The sequence below is a fragment of the Pseudenhygromyxa sp. WMMC2535 genome (assembly GCF_011083025.2).
This window is the reverse complement of the sequence record NZ_JABJWV010000001.1, coordinates 3,160,001-3,175,790: the sequence shown is the minus strand read 5'-3', so window position 1 is coordinate 3,175,790 and position 15,790 is coordinate 3,160,001. Positions and strand designations below refer to the sequence as shown.

Here is a 15,790-nt window from a genome sequence, read left to right as displayed (position 1 = left end):
CGACCGGCGCTGCGCGCAGTCCTGGACGCTGCGCTCAGTCCTGGATGCTGCGCTCGAGCCAGCCGGCGACCCAGTGCCACAGCATCTTGCTGCCCAGGTCCGTGACCAAGCCCATGTGCCCGGGGCGTAGCTCGGCGAGCTCGCCCGGGGCATCGCTGCGTCCGGTCACCAGCAGCTCGCGGCTGACCACGCCGGCCGTGGTCAAGCTCGCCGCCGGCGGCCGGGCGTAGAGGCGATCGCCCTCGGAGAGCACGTGCAAGAAGGGCACGCGGATGCCCTCGAGGCCCGCCCAGTAGTCGACGCTGCCATCGAGCGAGCACCAGCGATTGCGACGCATCCACGCCCAGGCCTGGCGCCAGTAGCTCGCGGCCTCGTCGGCGCTGCCCAGGCGCAGCGCTCGGCCCGGCATGTAGCCGACCAGCGCCACGATCAGCATGGTCACGAGATAGATCGCCAGCTTCAGCCACCAGATCGCCAGCGAGGGCTCGAAGCGCCGGTTCCAGACCCCCGTGCCCAGGGTCGCCACGCTGCGCACGCGCGGGTCCGGGTTTTGGCCGAGCCAGGCGAGCGCGGCCTGGCCAAAGAGGCTGTGACCCACGAGCACCACCGGGGCCTCGGGCGCCACGGCCACGGCCAGGTCGACGTAGCTCCCGACGTCGGCGACGAGCTCGTCGAGGGACCAGTCGCCCCCGGCCGCCGCCGACGGCCCGCTCTCGCCGTGGCCGCGCAGATCCGGCACGAGCACGCGAAAGCCCGCGTCGACGAGCACCGAGGCCAGCGTCGGGCGGTCCGGGCGGCACAAGGTCCGGCTGTCGGCGAGCATCGCGTGGCCGAGGACGACCACCGCCTTGGGCCGAGCTGCCACGTCGAGCCCCCCGCCAAAGTCCCAGACGCGCAGCAGCCAGCCGTCGCTGGCGCTCACCGAGTGGAGCACGGGAGAGGGCAGGTGGGCCGCGGCGTCGGACATCGCCGCGGTTTTACGCCCCGAAGCGCGCCCCGGCCAGCGCGCGCCGGCTCTCCATCTCGCCACGTCCCCCCGCGGGGCGCCTGATCGCGCCGATGACCTACACCCCGAGTAATCGTGTTATGCGAGGGCCGTGCGACCTTTCGTCCGTGGTGACGTCGACGGCTTCTTTGGCCTCGCCCTCGACAACCTCGTGCAGCTGCTCTTGATTGACGCGCTGTGCCGCTCGCCCTACGTGCTCGGCTTCTCCGACGAGCTCGTGCGCGGGACGATCCTCCCCGGGGCCGCGGTCTCGATGGTCGTCGGCAACATCTTCTACGCGCGCCAGGCCCTCGAGCTCGCCAAGCAGACCGGCCGCGAAGACATCTGCGCCCTGCCCTACGGCATCAACACGGTCTCGCTCTTCGCCCACGTGTTCCTGGTCATGCTCCCGGCCAAGCTCGCCGCCGAGGCGGCCGGCGTCGACGACCCCTCGCGGGTCGCCTGGCAGGCCGGCCTGCTCGCCTGCCTGGGCTCGGGGATCATCGAGCTCGGCGGCGCCTTCGTGGCCGAGAAGCTGCGCCGCATCACCCCGCGCGCCGCCCTGCTCTCGACCCTCGCCGGCATCGCCTTGGGCTTCATCTCGCTGGGCTTTTTGTTCCGCACCTTCGCCCACCCGATCGTCGGCCTCTCGACCCTGGGCATCGTGCTGCTGACCTACTTTGGCCGCGTCAAGTTCAAGGGCCGGCTGCCCGGCGGCTTCGTGGCCGTGGCCCTGGGCACCGCGCTGGCGTGGATCATCGGCCTGGCCCCGGCCGGCGAGGCGCCCACGGGCAGCGTCGGCCTGATGCTGCCCGTGCCGGTGATCGGCGACGTGCTCGCGGCCCTGTCCGAGCCCGGCATGCTCGCCGCCTACTTCGCGGTCATCGTGCCCATGGGCCTGTTCAACGTCGTCGGCTCGCTCCAGAACATCGAGTCGGCCGAGGCCGCCGGGGACAGCTTCCCCGTGGTCCCCTCGCTCGCGGTCAACGGCGCCGGCAGCATCGTCGCCGCGCTCTTCGGGTCCTGCTTCCCGACCACGATCTACATCGGCCACCCGGGCTGGAAGGCCATGGGCGCCCGCGCCGGCTACTCCGTGGCCAACGCGGTGTTCGTGACCCTGATCTGCCTGAGCGGGACCTTGGCGTGGATCACCTGGGCCGTGCCCGTGGACGCCGGCATGGCGATCGTCTTGTGGATCGGCGTGGTCATCACCGCCCAGGCCTTCCAGGTCACCCCCAAGCCCCACGCCCCCGCCGTGGTCATCGGCATCCTCCCCGGGGTCGCGGCCTGGGGCGCCGGCATGGCCAAGAACGGCCTGCGCGCCGCCGGCCTCGGCAACCCCACCGCGCCCTTCGGCGAGGGCCTGGTCGCCAGCTTCCAGGCCAACGACCTGTGGATCGACGGCGCCTTCGCCCTCGAGCAGGGCTTCATCTTCACGGCGATGATCCTCGCCACGGTCACCGTGCTGATCATCGAGCGCAAGTTCACCATCGCCGGCCTGTGGCTGCTCGCCGCCGCCGCGCTGTCGAGCGTCGGCCTGATGCACGGCTACCGCTGGACCGTGGGCGACACCGTGCTCGAGGTCTTCTCGCCCTGGCACCACCCCGAGCGCCTGAGCTGGACCCTGGGCTACCTGGCCATGGCCGCCGTGCTCTTCTTGGCGCCCACGGTCACCGTGCCCGACGACGTCGACCACAGCGCCTGAGCTGGCTCTCGGGCCGCGGGCGGCCGACTCAGCGCGTCCCGCCGCGGCCCGGGTCGATCAGCCGCAGGCCCACATCCTCCACGAAGGACGCCGGCGTCGCCTGGCCCTCGCCCGGCAGGGCCCACCAGTGCCCGCGCAGGCTCTCGAGCAGGTTCGTGCGCTGCTCCTCGCTCATGTCGGGCAGGCGCTCGAACCAGTAGCGGATCTTCTTGGTGTCGAGCTGCGGCGAGCGGCGCAGGGCCTCGACCAGGGCCGGGAAGCGCTCGCGCAGCTCCTCGGGGACCGCGAGCGAGGCCGCCGCGTCGGACACCGGCGGCGTGAAGGCGGTCAGCAGCGCCTCGAAGTCCTCGAGCTCGCCGGCGCTCATCAGCGAGAGCGCCGGGAGCCAGCGCGCCGCGTCCTCGCCCTGGAGCTCGAGCACGCCCACCAGGTCGACCCAGCGCGAGCGCTCCTCGCTGACGATCATCGCCGCCCGGCCGCCGGGCAGCGCCTCGCAGCGCCGCTCGCAGCGAGCCCCTCGCCCAGCCGCGCAGGCGGCCGCGAGGCGCTCGTTGGCCGCCTCCACCTGGCCGAGCTCACAGCGCAGCGCCGGCCCGAGCTCGACCAGCGCTGGATCCGGGACCAGCAGCGCCGCGTCGTCCGCCGCCGCGAGGGCGCCCTCGTCACAGCCCTCACCCAGGCCCACGCAGCGCGCCCAGGCCGAGGCCGCGCAGGCCCGCGCGTCGTGCTGATCACAGCCCGCCGCCCCGGCCTCGGCCACCGCCGACCACAGCTCGGCCAGGGAGCCCTCCGCCTCGACCTCCAGCCGCGTCGTGCAGGCGAGCAGCGCCCGCTGCTCCACGCACACCTGCGTGGCCGCGCTGCCCTCGAGGACGCAGGCCTCGACCTCTCCGCCAGCGCAGGCCCGCTCGCGCAGGCGCGCAGACTCGCTCGGCTCCCAGCTCAGGCGCGCGAGCTCGAGGCAAGCCGGCGCGCAGCCGACCTCGCAGCCAGCGTCGAGCTCGGCCCGGCGCGACTCGAAGTCCTCGCCGCTCATCCGCGCCGCGCGATCATCCGCGACCAGGCGCCGACCCTCGTCCAACGCCCCCTCCGCGCAGGCCTTCCACGGCGTCGAGGCGGCGTCATCCTTGCCGGGCGCCGCCGTCGAAGCGCGCGCCTTGTCGCAGCCAGCGAGCGCGGCCCAAGTAGCGATCAAGAGGCCCAGCGAGCGCCGCGTCGACATGGGTACAACTGTACACCCAAGCCGCGCGCGCAGGTGCGCCCCGACAAAGGTCAGCCCTCAGCCCTCAGCCTCGGGCATCGAGCATCGAGCATCGAGCATCGAACCACTCGACCAGCGCCTCGGCACAGGTCTCGACCGCGCTCGACCCGTGCCCGCCCTCTGCGGCCACGAGCCGCGACTTGTGAGCGAGCTCCGCGGCCGCGAAGATCTCCTCGCTGCCCCTGGGATCGACCAGGCGATCGTGCGCGCCCTCGACCAGCAGCAGCGGGCAGCCGCACCTCGCTGCATTTCGGACGCTGCGCTTCATGACCCGCCTTTGAGCCATCAGGTAGCGCAGGCTGAAATAGCGGACCACCAGGGGGTCGCGCTGCATCGCCTCGGCCTCGCGGCGATCGGGCTCGAAGGTGGACACCGAAGGGTCCCGGTTCATGTCGACCGTCAGGGCCGCGCGCCGAAACACGAGATCGAGCGCGTAGCGCAGCACATCTCCAGCCCGCGGCCCCGCCCCCTCGAGGTCGGCCAGTCGGTAGGCGGGGTTGATCAGCACCAGCCCCGCCGGCTCGCCAGCCAACCCCGCGGCCAACTCGAGGGCCAGGCAAGCGCCGACGCTGTGCCCGAGCATGAAGCGCGGCAACCCAGCGAAGCGCTCGCCCGCCCAGGCCCAGCCTCGACCCAGGTCATCGATCACCAGGCCGTGATCATCGATGTCGCCGCGGACCCCTGGCGAGTAGCCGCAGCCGCGCGGGTGCACGGCCACGAGCGCATAGCCAGCCGCGAGGGCCGAGGCACAAAAGCGCGGGTAGAGCTGCGCTGCGGAGATCTCCGGGCCGAGGATCAGATCGATCACCCCGCGCGGCCTGCCCTCGGGCTCGCGCAGCCACAGATAGAGCGAGAGGCCTCTGGCGCCGGCGACCCACGGCGCGCCCGCGGGCGGATCGAGGGGCGGGCGATCCAGGCGCGGGTGCGCGGGCATGCGCGCAGGCTACCAGGCAATTAGACCCGAGGGAGACGAAGGCGAGCGCAGCCCTGCTCGCCTTCGTCTCCCTCGGGTCTCCCCCCCAAGCGCGCGTCGGTGTCGGTGTCGATCCTGGCGCGCGCTTCGAGTGGCAACGTGGTCCAGAGGAGACCGCGACCTCCCCCTCGGGATCAAAGCCCGAAGTAGCATGCCGCGCCCGCATCGATGGTGCACCCCGCGAAGTCGCCACAGGCCTCCGTCGCGCACTCGTCAATCTGGTCGAGGGCCTCTTCTTGCTCGTCGGCCATGCAGTCGTCGATCGTGTCGACACAGTTGTCGATGCAGTCCTGCTCGTCGAGGTCCTCGTCGCAGCTCTTGGCCTGAGCGCAGTAGTCCTCGCAGCTGATCTGCGTGCGCAGGTCTCCGGTGCCGTCGAGGTCCCCCGCGCACGCGCCGAGCACGAGGCCGAAGCCGAGGCCAGCGACGAGGAGGAGGGGGCGGTACATCGAGACGGTGAAGTTCTTCATGCTGCCCTGACTAAGCAAGGGACATGCCACCTGCATCTCCTCGGACCTCACGCCGGCGTCCTCCTATAGAGGAGCATGAGAAGAGCACCGATCCACAGGTGTGCGTGTCGGCCCGAGGCGACTGTGCCAGCCCGAGTCACTTCGAAGGCCATCCCCACGCAAAACCCCCCTGCGACCGCCTGCCAGACCTTGGCATCGCTCCTGCACTACTCCTCGGCGTGGCCCACGGGCCCGGAAAGAGAACCACCGCCATGCTGAAATTCGCCGTCATCTTCCTCGTCATCGCCCTCGTCGCCGCCGTCTTCGGTTTTGGTGGCATCGCCGCAAGCGCCGCTGGCATCGCGCAGATCCTGTTTTGGGTGTTCCTCGCCGTCGCCCTCGTCAGCCTCATCGCCAACTTCGCCAACAAGGCCAGCGCGACCTGATCCACGCGCAGATCACCAACCACCACCTACCCACGCACAGAGCACCCTTCCAACGCTTTCGAGTGATTCCCTGAAGATTTGGTGCTCCCGCTCAACCTCCTTGCTCTGCTGACCACACCCCACCCATGAGCAAGCACGACACCACGCTCGAGCGAGACGAGCACCCCACTACCTTGCACGGTTTTTCTTAGACACCCTGCGACATGCACGAGGCGGCGCCCCCTCATCACCCTCACCGGTGAAGAGGGGGCGCCGCCTCGTTTGTGCTCGGGAGTTGGACGCGGTCTGTCACAGGCGTTTGGCGCGGGATCTGTCAGGGGCTCGGCGCGAAGCGCTGTCGCAGGCCTCCGACGCGGGCGTGTCAAAGCTTCGCTATCGTGCCAGATCGCAGCGCACGTGCGCGCCCGTCGAGGGGTGTGTCAGCCTGGCTCGGTCGGCCCGTGGCACGAAGATCGCATCGTCTCGGGGCATGACGCACTGGAACACCATCACCAAGCTGAGCCTGATCTCCCTGACCTTCGCCACCCTCGCCGCCTGCAAGCCCAGCGAAGCCGAGCTCGACTGGCCCGAGCCCATCCCCGCCGCGACCGCACAGATCTTCGACGCCGAGGGCGAGCTCGTCGGCGACGCAGCCTTCACCACCCTCGACAACGGCACCGCCATCGACGTCGAGGTCTACAACCTCCCGCCCGGCGTGCACGGCTTCCACATCCACGAGGTCGGCAGCTGCGAGGGCCCCGACTTCAAATCCGCCGGCGGCCACTTCAACCCCATGCACACAAACCACGGCCTCGAGGATGACGATGGCGCCCACGCGGGCGACCTGCCCAACTTGCCCGTGGGTGACGACGGCACCGCCGAGGGTCACTTCGTCGTCGAGGGCGTGCTGCTCTCCCGGCAAAGCGAGCGCTCGCTGCTCACGGGGGAAGGGACGGCGCTGGTGATCCACGCGGAGGCGGACGACTACCGCAGTGAGCCGGCAGGGGACGCGGGGGCGCGGATTGCTTGTGGGGTGATCGAGCTCGGGGACGAGGCGTGAGCGCGCGCGGGCTGGGCTGGGAGCGGCGGGCCTTGGGGTGACGCGGAATTTGCGCGAGGTGCCTGGGCGAGGTCTGGGTGGAGGGTTGTGAACTAGGTTCACGGGTTCGGGAGGGCGTGCGAGGCGGCCTGTGAGGCGTGTTTCGCCCGGCGCTTGACGCCCGCGGCTGGCTCGGCTAGATACCGCAGCCCAAACCATTCCGGCATAGCTCAGTTGGTAGAGCAGTCGGCTGTTAACCGACTTGTCACAGGTTCGAGTCCTGTTGCCGGAGCTTCATAGGGCCCAGGCTAGTTAGCCTGGGCCTTTATCTTATCAGGACCCTCGTCGGCATCGCCGGCGGAGGTCTTGTCGTATCTGCCCTGCTGGCGCGGGTTTGCGGGCGGTGGCTGGTCGACGCGGGTGCTCTCTGCTCGGGCGGCGCCAGAGTACTTCGCCTCGTCGCCGGACCGAGAGCGGTGCTCTCTGAGTGCTCTGGGGCCTCAGAGACGCCTCCAGACGCCGAAAAGCCGGTTCACACCAGAGAGCCGATGGTTAGGCCGGTGAGAGTGGGACAGCCACTGGGCTTTTTCGTGGGCTGGGGTTCACCGGGAGAGACGGTGGTTCGCGACAACATCTCGCGAAAACTACGGCGCATGGTCCCCTGTCGGAACACGGACGGGTTCTCTGGCGTCTGTGGTGCGGGCGCAGAGACGCATCCGAGAGGCGGAGCGCTCGTGGAAGCACACCCGTAGTCCATGGCTTCTGGCGCTGAGCAGAACGCAAGCCGGACAGGTTGGCTGACCAGTGGATGGGAATCTGCGCGCACGTCCCCCATACGATCGGCATCAGAACCGAGATTTCCGTCAAGTCTCGGCAAGCAGCGCGTCAGGTGGGAAGCCCGTGACGTGCATCTCGCCGTCTGGGCCGAGGTGCACCTCGCAGATCGTGTTGTCCCCAGCCGACGACGCGTACCGGTTGGTACGGTAGTGCACAACCTGGTTTGATGACCCCCGCCACGGCTGGTTCAGGACGCGGCGTGCCTGAAGGTACCGGCCGGCCACGACGATGTCGCAGAGGTCGAGCAAGGCCTTCTGGTCTGGGGTGACGAGCTCGCGGAGTCGGTACCCTGTGAAGGCCATCACCGAGAGACCGTGCGCTCGCAGGCGGGCACACAGCGAGGCGAGGCTCGCCGCCTGCTCGAACGGCTCACCGCCGGTGAGGGTCACGCCCTCGATGCCGCGGGTGCCCAGAACCTCGGCAACCAGGTCGTCGACCGACATCTGAAGCCGCGGTTCGAGACTCCACGTGTCGGGGTTCCAGCAGCCCGGGCACCGAAGTGAGCACCCCTGGACCCAGACCACGAACCGCTCGCCGGGACCGTTGGCCGCGCTGCGTGGCAGAAGGTGGGCGAGGTTCAGCTGCATGATCAGTACGTCCGCTTGACGAGCTCGAGGCGGATGGTGTCGCCCTGCTTGGTCTCCTTGACGCGGTAGCCCATTTTCTTCGCCCGCTCGTACACGGACTGCCGTTGGGCTTCCACAAGGCGCCGTCGCTCCTCCTCGACCCGGCGGCGTTCCTCTTCGGCCAGGCGCTCCTGCTTCGCGGTCCAGTGACCGTCGTAGCGGCCCTTGAGCTGGCCTATCCATCCAGTCCCGTAGCGAGGATGGTCGTAGCCGCTCACATAGGCCTGGTAGCCGGTGGGCGTGTGCAGGAAGCCCACGTCGTTCGATGCAGAACCGACGTGCTGTCGGCGGATCACGATGTTCGCGGCCTGCGTCCGGCGGTCACCGCGATAGCCGACGAGGTTCACCGGCGTTTCGTGAACCTCAACCCTGGTGTGGTCGAAGCCAAGGTCCGCGAGGGCGGCGAGCAGGCACTCCCGGTCGACCATCGGCGTCATCAGCGTGATGTAGGCGCTCATGACTTCTTTCCCAGGGTCTGGCGTGCCCGTCGCGATGTACGCACTGCTCCCCGATCGGGCTTGCGCTCCACCGAAGCGGTCCCAGCCCCAAGCCCCTCGAGGAGCTTCTCCAGGTCGCGCAGACAGGCGTCGCCCGTGAACCCCTCGGCGTCCGCGGTGATGCCGCCCTCGCGGTCGATCTCGACGATGATCTTCTGCTCCCTCATGTCCCTTCCTTCGCTACCAGCTTCGCCCCGAGCCGCCTCGCCTCCGCCTCTCCGATGTCCAGTTCGCTCCAATCCTCGATGACGACGTAGCGCTTGCCCTTGTGCTTCTTCAGCACTCCGACCGACGGCAGGGCATCGTCGGGGATCGCCTTGATCGTCTTCTTCGGCGCCGACGGCACGAACCGGCGCCCCTTGTCCTTCTTCTTCGACGGTGGGGTCGGGCGCGGTTTGTAGACGAAGGGCTCTGCCACACGGACCTCGAGGGCTTCAATCTCCTGCTCGAGGCCCCGAACCCGCTGAGCAGCCCGGTTCCGCTGGTCCGTCAGCTTGTGCTTCCGTGCTCTGAGGTCCTTCTTCTTCTTCTTGTCCTGCTCCTCGGCGAGAGCGGCCTCGACCTCATCGAACTGCACACCGACCGCCCCTTGCTCATCTCGGGCCGCCTCGAGTTCGGCCTTCTTCGATGGGAGCTCGCCCCGGGCCGCCGACACCGAGCTGGCCCACGCCTCCTGCTGACGTGCACGTTCCTCGTCTTCGCGGGCCTTCTTCTCGGCCTGCTCGAGGTCGACGTGGAGCTTCCCGATCTCTTCCTCGAGCTTGCCTAGTCGCCCGAGGAGATCTTCGGCCCCCTCAGGCCCATGGCCCGAAGGCTGCTCGGCGGCCAGTGCAGCGAGCTCTTCCTGGAGCTTCGTCTCGTCGCGCTCGAACCCCATGATTGAGCTCATCAGGCGCTTGAAGGTCTTGCCGATGCTCGCCCGGAGCCCACCCGCGGTCTCGAGCGCACCCCGAACTACTGCGAGGCGCTTGTCCCAGTCGCGGTCGACGTTGCGCCACTGACCGACGAGCGGATCGTCCTGCGCGCCGTTGGGTACCGTCGGAGGGAGAACCTCCCACGCGTAGACGACTCCCAGCGCGAGCGGTGGTGGCGGCGACCATTGGGCGGGTGCTGCCTCGAGCACCTCGCGGAGTTCCTCGGGCTGGACCGTCGGCATGTCGAGTCGGACCTCTCTGGACAGCTCCATCGCGCCGTCAGCCCCGGGGAGCCAGAACTCCACCGGTTGGTCCGCGAAGGCGCCGAGCTCTAGCCCTGCCTGGAAGGACCAGGCCGCGGGACCATCGAGGACTTCGAGAAGGGCCGACGCTTGCTCCGGGGATAGCTCGACCCGGAGCCTGGCCTCGTCGCCAGGTAGCAGCAGGCGGCCCTTCCGTCCGTCGGTAGACGCGTCCGGCAGTCCGACCTTGTCCCAGGTCACGCTGCAGCCCGCCTGTAGCATCGTGAGCAGCGGCCCCTTCTGGCCCCCGCTCGGTGCCGTCCACAGCCTGCGGCAGCTGAGGTCGGTCGGAGGTGCGTGGTTCAGCAGGGTGTGCGTAGCCCGCTCATCTGCCACGCTCCCGTCGCTGCTGGAGGTGAGGCGAACGGACGCGTCGCCCGTGACTTCGGGAACATCGAACGGGCGCTCACTCGCCGGACGGAACTGGAAGGCGCCGCCAGATGACCAGGCCTCATCAACGGCTCGGTGCCAGAAGCAGCGCAGGAACAACTGCCGGAGAGCATCGCGCTGGCGCACCGTCAACACGAGGCGCCAGGTCGGGCCCGTGCCGAACCAGAGCACCGCGGCAGTCCCTGCCACCAGGCCAGTCGCTGGGACTTCTGCAACTCGTCGGACCAGGACCCGCGGCACGTGCTCCAACGGTGTCCCTGTCGGGGTCCATCCCTGCTCGGCCAGGACGTAGACGCGAGCGCCTCCGCGGCCGATGCCCGCTGCGTGCTCAAGGGCCGCGCCACCCCCTGGTTTGGTCATCACGAGCACCACATCGCCGTCAGCCGATTGGTCAAGCGGCTGCCCGGACTCCACGCTGAGCACGCCTGCCGGGGACTCCCAGGATGGCGCATCCAGGCGATGCAGCCAGGCCGACTCCAACACGGCCTCTCGCCGGTCGACCGACCGGGTCCGCCGCACGCCGACGATCGAACCGCGGCTCATGGTGCACCTCCCGTGAGCCATTCGCGCAGCGCCGGCTCCAGTGACTCCGGCACCACTCGAGAGCCGGCGAGGTCCTTCCACCGCAGCGGCGTCTCCGGGCTCGGGTCCTGGATGTCCGCTCTCGCGTGCAGCGGGCTATTCGTGAGGTGCCAGCCGAAGGCCTTGCCGGACTCTGGGCGGACAAGGACGTACCGGTCATGCGGGTGGGCCCGGCCGAACAGGTCACCGTACGCCCGGGGCGCACGGCTCGTGAGTGCGCCAATCTTGTCGAAGTCGGCTCCATTCGCCCGGGTCCACACATCGAGGCGCGCCCCGGGGGCCGCGGCCCGCAAGGCGTCGACGAACAAGCCCAACGCGATGAGGTTCTGGCGGCCCCGCACGTAGCGATCGCAGAGCAGGACATCCTTGGGGACCTCGCCCGCGACCAGGGCGTCGACCAGCTTTCGCATCGACCAGCCGCCTCGATACGGCACACGCACCGTGCCGGCGGCCTGTCGAGGCTGCGACTTCGCGGAGGACCCGAGCTGGAGCGCACCAAGGTCGTCGACATCCGCCGAGAACGGGGACAGGTCGACCGGTGCCACGAGGCTCCAGAAGAGCTCGTCGTCGTTGCTGACCTGCTTGTCGGCAACCAGGTCGCCGTGACTCGGCAGCACCGGGCAGTGTTGTTCCAATGGAGTGCCCTCGGTCAGGCCCGCGAAGAGCTGCCGGACTTCACTCCGACTCCGGTACCGCCTCGAGTTGGACAGCTTGCTGCGCAGCCTCGCCATGGCCCACTCTTGCGCGTCCTCGGCGGACCGGGGGCAGATGGCCACGTCTTCCAGACTCACCTGCTGGTACGTGCCCTTGCCCGGCACCTCCGCCTCGGCAAGCTCGAGCGACTTCCGAAACGTCTCCTGTTCCTTGGACGAGATGTCGCTGAAGGCGACCGCGAGTTGCCGATCCTGGGGCAGCCAACGGCCATACTGCGCTAGGCGACCGCGCCCCCAGACATCCGCGACGGCCCAGACATCGAGCCCATCCGCTTCGGCGCCGTGCTCTATCGGAACCATGCCGCCTTGCGTCGACTCGATCGTCCCGTCGAGACGCCAGCTGTCCTGCTCCGCGGCGAAGTCGAGGGTCCAGCGGAACCGACATGTAGCCCGCGTACTCTGTCGCAGGACCCCAACCTCCTGATGGTTGGTCGGGAGTGCCCGGACGATGAACCGCTGGGCCGGATCTCGTACTGAGGAGAAGGTCACGCCCGGGTCCGGCGGAAGACGCAGCGGCTTGATGAGGTCGAAGCGCTGATCGCGGCTCGGCGCCAGACGATCGACGGCCAGCAGCCGTCGGCCAAGGACCGGGTGGGAGACCATCCAGCAGTCGTAGACACCTTGTTCGGGCACGGGCGCTTCGTCGGTGTCGGCGACATCCTCGCCGAGCGCCGTCAACCCGCCGCGACGGTCGCAGAGCTCTAGCTGCCGGCACCACTGGATGATGTTGTGGGCGCCAGCCTCGGCAACGCCGGGCAGGACGGACTGGACAACCGCCGCGGTGATCTCGTTGCCGTTGTCGCGAGCCGCCCGGCACAGCATCCCGAGCTCGGGCCGCCGTTCCAGCCACGCCATCTCGGCGAAGACCGCGAACCGCTCGACTGGGATCGAAGATGTGAGAACTGCCTTCACGCTTCCCCCCGCCTCCACTTCCTGACCACGCCGTCAGCCACGCGGGGCGTCCTTCGTGCGAGTTCCTGGAGCTCGTTGATCCCGCACCGGCCGAAGTAGTCGGCGTTCCCCACCACGACGAGCTGCTGCCGCGCCCGGGTGATCGCTACGTTGAGCCGGTTGGGGCTGTCCAGGAAGCCGACCCGCCCGATGTTCCTCATGGAGATCATCACGAGGTCGGCCTCGCGGCCCTGGAACCGGTCGACCGTGCCGCAGACGATCTCCACGAGGCCATCGCCCGCGGAGAACCTCGTATTGCGGTCATCGCCCGTGACCTGCTGCAGCATCCGGGACAAGGCCCGTTCCTGCTTCACGTAGAAGCTCAAGCAGGCCACCTCCCACACGCCCGGCGAGCCTCGTCGCGGCGGGCCCGTACGCTTCGCCCACTTCACGAACTCGCGCACGAGCGAGGCGATGACGTTGATCTCGTCCTGGTTCTCGCCGTTGGTTTCTCGGCCGGCCACGGATGCCCACGCACGTCGCGACCTGAAGCGGCCGAAGTCCCAGCCGATGGTGTCGTCCCGCAGGGCGATGGTGTTCGCGTCCTTGAGCGCCTCACCGCCGTAGATCACCTCGCGGGAGAACGCGGCGATGTCCGGGTGCATTCGGTGCTGGTACGTCAAGCTCTCGAACCTCTCGGCGAACTCCTGCGGGCGGCTGGTCCGAAAGCCCGCCGTCAGGGCGCTGGGGCGGTTGGTCCGCTCGGTGCCGATGCCTTCCTGGAGGACCTCGAGGATGCTGGGCAGGCCGATGTCCTCGATCTCCGCGAGCTGCTCGGAGATGTCGACCGCGTACGGCACCAGGCGACTCAGGTCCCGCTTCAGGCGCTTTCGTTCGCGGTCACTGCGGCTCTGGCGGAGCTCGTGGATACGCGTGATCCGCCAAGCCAGTTCCTGCCCCAGATCGTTCCTCGACAGCCATGCGGCCTCGCACTGCTGGCTCTGCTCGAAGGTCTCGATTCCGTCGCGTCGGAAGCGCTTATCCTTGTAGGGCTGGGGGAGCCGCCCGGCACGATTCAACCAATGGCTGTGCCGACAGGCCAGGGCATGCGTCTCCGCGTCGAGGAAGTGCCCCGCGGCGACCAGGTTCCCGGGAAGATGCCTCGCTACGCGATCGAAGATGTCGTTCCCGACCATCACCCAGTCGGCGGCGGCCAGGTGCAAGGCGTCGGGGTGCCCGCCTTCCAGGTCATCGACGGTCACGAGCTGGACGGGACCATGGCTTCGGTGGCGACGACCGACCACGCGGACGACCGTGAACTCGCCCGACGGTGGCTCTGAGGCCAGCTCCTTCTCGATCCAGTTCAAGACCCCGGGCGGCTCGACGAGCAGCCACCGCAACCCCTGCTGGCGCACCGGCGGTCGTAGAAGACGGAACAGCAGTAGGCAAGCTCGCTGGTGGTCCCGCGGGAAGACGGGCCTATCCTTCTCGTCGACCAGGTCCCGCAGGTTCGCGACGATGTCTGCTCGATCCGCAAACGGCGGAAGCTGTCGCACGTCTCCCACGACCATCCGGCGCTTCGCCATCAAAGCCGGGACCAGGAACTCCTGGATGAGGGTCTTGGAGGCTTCGTCGACGATGAGCACGTCCCAGTGGGGCATGGTGCTGATCGGCCGGTCCCAGATGTTGAGATCCTCGTCGCGGCCCCGGAAGAGGGGGTGGTTCACGATGCCCATCGTGGTGCCACAGGTCAGGTTGGCCGCCATGACGACGACCCGCTCGGCCATCTGCTGGAGCTCGTCGTCACCGCACTTGGCCATCGAAGGGAGTCGTCGCCACTGGTCGACCAGGGCCGAGACCTTCGTGTCGAGCTGGGTGCGTTGGACGTTGTCGTCGACGCGGTCCAGCCGGCCGATCCGCACCGCGTCGATGGGCGACTCGGTGTCCAGGAGCCGCTCGAGAACGTTGTCGATGGCCACGTGCGTCGACGCGCACAGCAGCACCCGCTGTCCGTCCTCGACCAGCTGCTGGACGATCTCGCAGATTGCTGTGGTCTTCCCCGAGCCAGGTGGTCCTTCGAGGAAGGCGAAGTCGGGCGTGCCCAGGGCCCGCTCTACAAACCTGCGTTGCTCGGGTGTTCCGCTGCGGGTCTCGTCCGTGAGGGCTCGCCAGTTGTCATCGCCGATTCGGACAGGCCGTACATCGGGCCACCTCGTGTGCTTCGGGTCTTCGCATAGCCGGAGCAACCCCTGATGATGAGGCAGCGGGGCGTTCGCCAGCTGCTTGAGAGCCCGCTGCTGCAGGTACAGGTTTCGCAGGTCGACGGGCAGGTAGAGCTTGGAGTCGTCGGGCGGCAGGCGATCTAGGCGGAGCTGGTACCGGTCCGCGTCGACGCGCCTGACCTTGTAGATCGTGTCCTTCCGGTGCCGCGCTTGGGTCCACACCTCGCGCACGTCCCCCTCGCAGAACGCTGCACGGGGGTCGATGAACTCTTCCGAGTCGGACTCATCTGGGGGCAAGAGTCGAACCCAGTTGCCCGAGCGCCCCTTCTTGCCCCGGTAGTGCCAGCGGTACCGGAGGCCGTTGTCGCCGAGCAGGGGTCCGTCTGCAGGCGGGTCCTCGACTCGCATCACGGAGCCGGCGACTTCGAACGACCTTCCATCGGCATCTCGGACTCGTCGTAGTCCCTGGAAAGGCGGCATCACGTCCGCCTCGACCTCCTCGCCGTCGACGTAGAGGTCGCAGTCATCCCGAGCGCCCTCGATGACGAGGGTCCAGTGACGGTCGCCTTCGGGGCTCGGGTCGGCACGCAAGGTGATCGGGCGCCCGTTGAGGTCGACAACCTGCCGCGGCGGCGCCGCCTGTGCCTCCAACTCGACCGTGGACTCGCGGCCGCACCACATCAGTCGGTCGCCCGTCTCCACCGGCGGCGAGGTCTCGATGACCAGCCCGCCCGACGAACGCGACACGGTATCGACCTGGACGGGGACTCCTCGATTCACCACGAAGGCGAACTGGTTTCGGTCCGGTTCCAGGTCCTCCGGCCAACCGGCCAGCAGCACCCCGGGCTGCCGTCGAGGTACCCGCAGTCGGGTGTCGAGCGGCTCCAGTCCGATGGTCACCAGGTTGCGCACCCGCTCCCACGGCAACTGATAGCGGAACTGCCGCTTCTTGGCCGTGTGGATGGCCTGGCGCAGGAAG

Annotated in this window: 13 protein-coding genes and 1 tRNA gene (1 of these 14 only partly in view); 4 read left to right on the top strand and 10 right to left on the bottom strand. The window is 69.0% G+C overall.

Annotation, left to right across the window (positions count from 1 at the left end):
* Positions 1-34: 34 nt before the first annotated feature.
* Positions 35-967: an alpha/beta fold hydrolase gene (locus G6O69_RS12250; RefSeq protein ID WP_172303691.1), complete on the bottom strand. Its 933-nt coding sequence runs from the start codon at positions 965-967 to the stop codon at positions 35-37.
* A gap of 130 nt (positions 968-1,097) precedes the next feature.
* Between G6O69_RS12250 and G6O69_RS12245 the strand changes: the two genes are divergently transcribed.
* Positions 1,098-2,690, top strand: coding sequence for an NCS2 family permease (locus tag G6O69_RS12245; protein WP_172303690.1), 1,593 nt, complete (start codon positions 1,098-1,100; stop codon positions 2,688-2,690).
* A 28-nt stretch (positions 2,691-2,718) separates the two neighbouring features.
* Here G6O69_RS12245 and G6O69_RS12240 read toward each other — a convergent pair whose 3' ends face one another.
* The 3 genes from G6O69_RS12240 to G6O69_RS12230 all read right to left on the bottom strand — a co-directional run bounded on the left by G6O69_RS12240 (position 2,719) and on the right by G6O69_RS12230 (position 5,445).
* Complete coding sequence (locus G6O69_RS12240; RefSeq protein ID WP_172303689.1) at positions 2,719-3,912, bottom strand: hypothetical protein; 1,194 nt, start codon at positions 3,910-3,912, stop codon at positions 2,719-2,721.
* Positions 3,913-3,976: 64 nt separating this feature from the next.
* Positions 3,977-4,885 (bottom strand): alpha/beta fold hydrolase, encoded by a 909-nt coding sequence (locus tag G6O69_RS12235; protein WP_172303688.1) that lies wholly within the window; start codon positions 4,883-4,885, stop codon positions 3,977-3,979.
* Positions 4,886-5,058: 173 nt separating this feature from the next.
* Positions 5,059-5,445 (bottom strand): hypothetical protein, encoded by a 387-nt coding sequence (locus tag G6O69_RS12230; RefSeq protein ID WP_176396789.1) that lies wholly within the window; start codon positions 5,443-5,445, stop codon positions 5,059-5,061.
* Positions 5,446-5,645: 200 nt separating this feature from the next.
* Here G6O69_RS12230 and G6O69_RS12225 point away from each other — a divergent pair, with 200 nt between their 5' ends.
* The 3 genes from G6O69_RS12225 to G6O69_RS12215 all read left to right on the top strand — a co-directional run bounded on the left by G6O69_RS12225 (position 5,646) and on the right by G6O69_RS12215 (position 7,129).
* Positions 5,646-5,819: a DUF1328 domain-containing protein gene (locus G6O69_RS12225; protein WP_172308209.1), complete on the top strand. Its 174-nt coding sequence runs from the start codon at positions 5,646-5,648 to the stop codon at positions 5,817-5,819.
* A gap of 469 nt (positions 5,820-6,288) precedes the next feature.
* Positions 6,289-6,858, top strand: a complete 570-nt coding sequence (locus G6O69_RS12220; RefSeq protein ID WP_172303686.1) for a superoxide dismutase family protein — start codon at positions 6,289-6,291, stop codon at positions 6,856-6,858.
* 198 nt (positions 6,859-7,056) lie between these two features.
* A tRNA-Asn gene (locus tag G6O69_RS12215) sits at positions 7,057-7,129 on the top strand.
* Between the two features lie 571 nt (positions 7,130-7,700).
* Here G6O69_RS12215 and G6O69_RS12210 read toward each other — a convergent pair.
* The 6 genes in view from G6O69_RS12210 to G6O69_RS12185 are tightly spaced (at most 2 nt apart) and all read right to left on the bottom strand, a layout consistent with a single transcriptional unit that may run on beyond the window.
* Entirely contained in the window at positions 7,701-8,261 is a 561-nt protein-coding gene (locus G6O69_RS12210) for a 4Fe-4S single cluster domain-containing protein (protein WP_172303685.1), read from the bottom strand.
* A 2-nt stretch (positions 8,262-8,263) separates the two neighbouring features.
* On the bottom strand, positions 8,264-8,758 hold the full coding sequence (locus tag G6O69_RS12205; protein WP_172303684.1) for a DUF1257 domain-containing protein: 495 nt from the start codon (positions 8,756-8,758) through the stop codon (positions 8,264-8,266).
* On the bottom strand, positions 8,755-8,964 hold the full coding sequence (locus G6O69_RS12200; protein WP_172303683.1) for a hypothetical protein: 210 nt from the start codon (positions 8,962-8,964) through the stop codon (positions 8,755-8,757). Before G6O69_RS12200 ends, G6O69_RS12205 begins: the two co-directional genes overlap by 4 nt.
* Complete coding sequence (locus G6O69_RS12195) at positions 8,961-10,946, bottom strand: hypothetical protein (RefSeq protein WP_172303682.1); 1,986 nt, start codon at positions 10,944-10,946, stop codon at positions 8,961-8,963. Before G6O69_RS12195 ends, G6O69_RS12200 begins: the two co-directional genes overlap by 4 nt.
* Positions 10,943-12,610, bottom strand: coding sequence for a hypothetical protein (locus G6O69_RS12190; RefSeq protein ID WP_172303681.1), 1,668 nt, complete (start codon positions 12,608-12,610; stop codon positions 10,943-10,945). The genes G6O69_RS12195 and G6O69_RS12190 overlap by 4 nt, the downstream gene beginning before the upstream one ends.
* A protein-coding gene (locus G6O69_RS12185; RefSeq protein ID WP_172303680.1) for an AAA domain-containing protein crosses the window boundary here: on the bottom strand, positions 12,607-15,790 show its 3' portion. 95 nt of this gene lie beyond the right edge of the window; only the last 3,184 of its 3,279 coding nucleotides appear in the window; its start codon lies off the right edge, out of view; the stop codon is at positions 12,607-12,609. The genes G6O69_RS12190 and G6O69_RS12185 overlap by 4 nt, the downstream gene beginning before the upstream one ends.

Excerpts from the sequence above, each read along its gene's own strand:
- G6O69_RS12250 (WP_172303691.1), bottom strand. The coding sequence starts at position 967 with ATGTCCGACGCCGCGGCCCACCTGCCCTCTCCCGTGCTCCACTCGGTG.
- G6O69_RS12240 (WP_172303689.1), bottom strand. The coding sequence starts at position 3,912 with ATGTCGACGCGGCGCTCGCTGGGCCTCTTGATCGCTACTTGGGCCGCG.
- G6O69_RS12235 (WP_172303688.1), bottom strand. The coding sequence starts at position 4,885 with ATGCCCGCGCACCCGCGCCTGGATCGCCCGCCCCTCGATCCGCCCGCG.
- G6O69_RS12225 (WP_172308209.1), top strand. The coding sequence starts at position 5,646 with ATGCTGAAATTCGCCGTCATCTTCCTCGTCATCGCCCTCGTCGCCGCC.
- G6O69_RS12220 (WP_172303686.1), top strand. The coding sequence starts at position 6,289 with ATGACGCACTGGAACACCATCACCAAGCTGAGCCTGATCTCCCTGACC.
- G6O69_RS12210 (WP_172303685.1), bottom strand. The coding sequence starts at position 8,261 with ATGCAGCTGAACCTCGCCCACCTTCTGCCACGCAGCGCGGCCAACGGT.
- G6O69_RS12205 (WP_172303684.1), bottom strand. The coding sequence starts at position 8,758 with ATGAGCGCCTACATCACGCTGATGACGCCGATGGTCGACCGGGAGTGC.
- G6O69_RS12200 (WP_172303683.1), bottom strand. The coding sequence starts at position 8,964 with ATGAGGGAGCAGAAGATCATCGTCGAGATCGACCGCGAGGGCGGCATC.
- G6O69_RS12195 (WP_172303682.1), bottom strand. The coding sequence starts at position 10,946 with ATGAGCCGCGGTTCGATCGTCGGCGTGCGGCGGACCCGGTCGGTCGAC.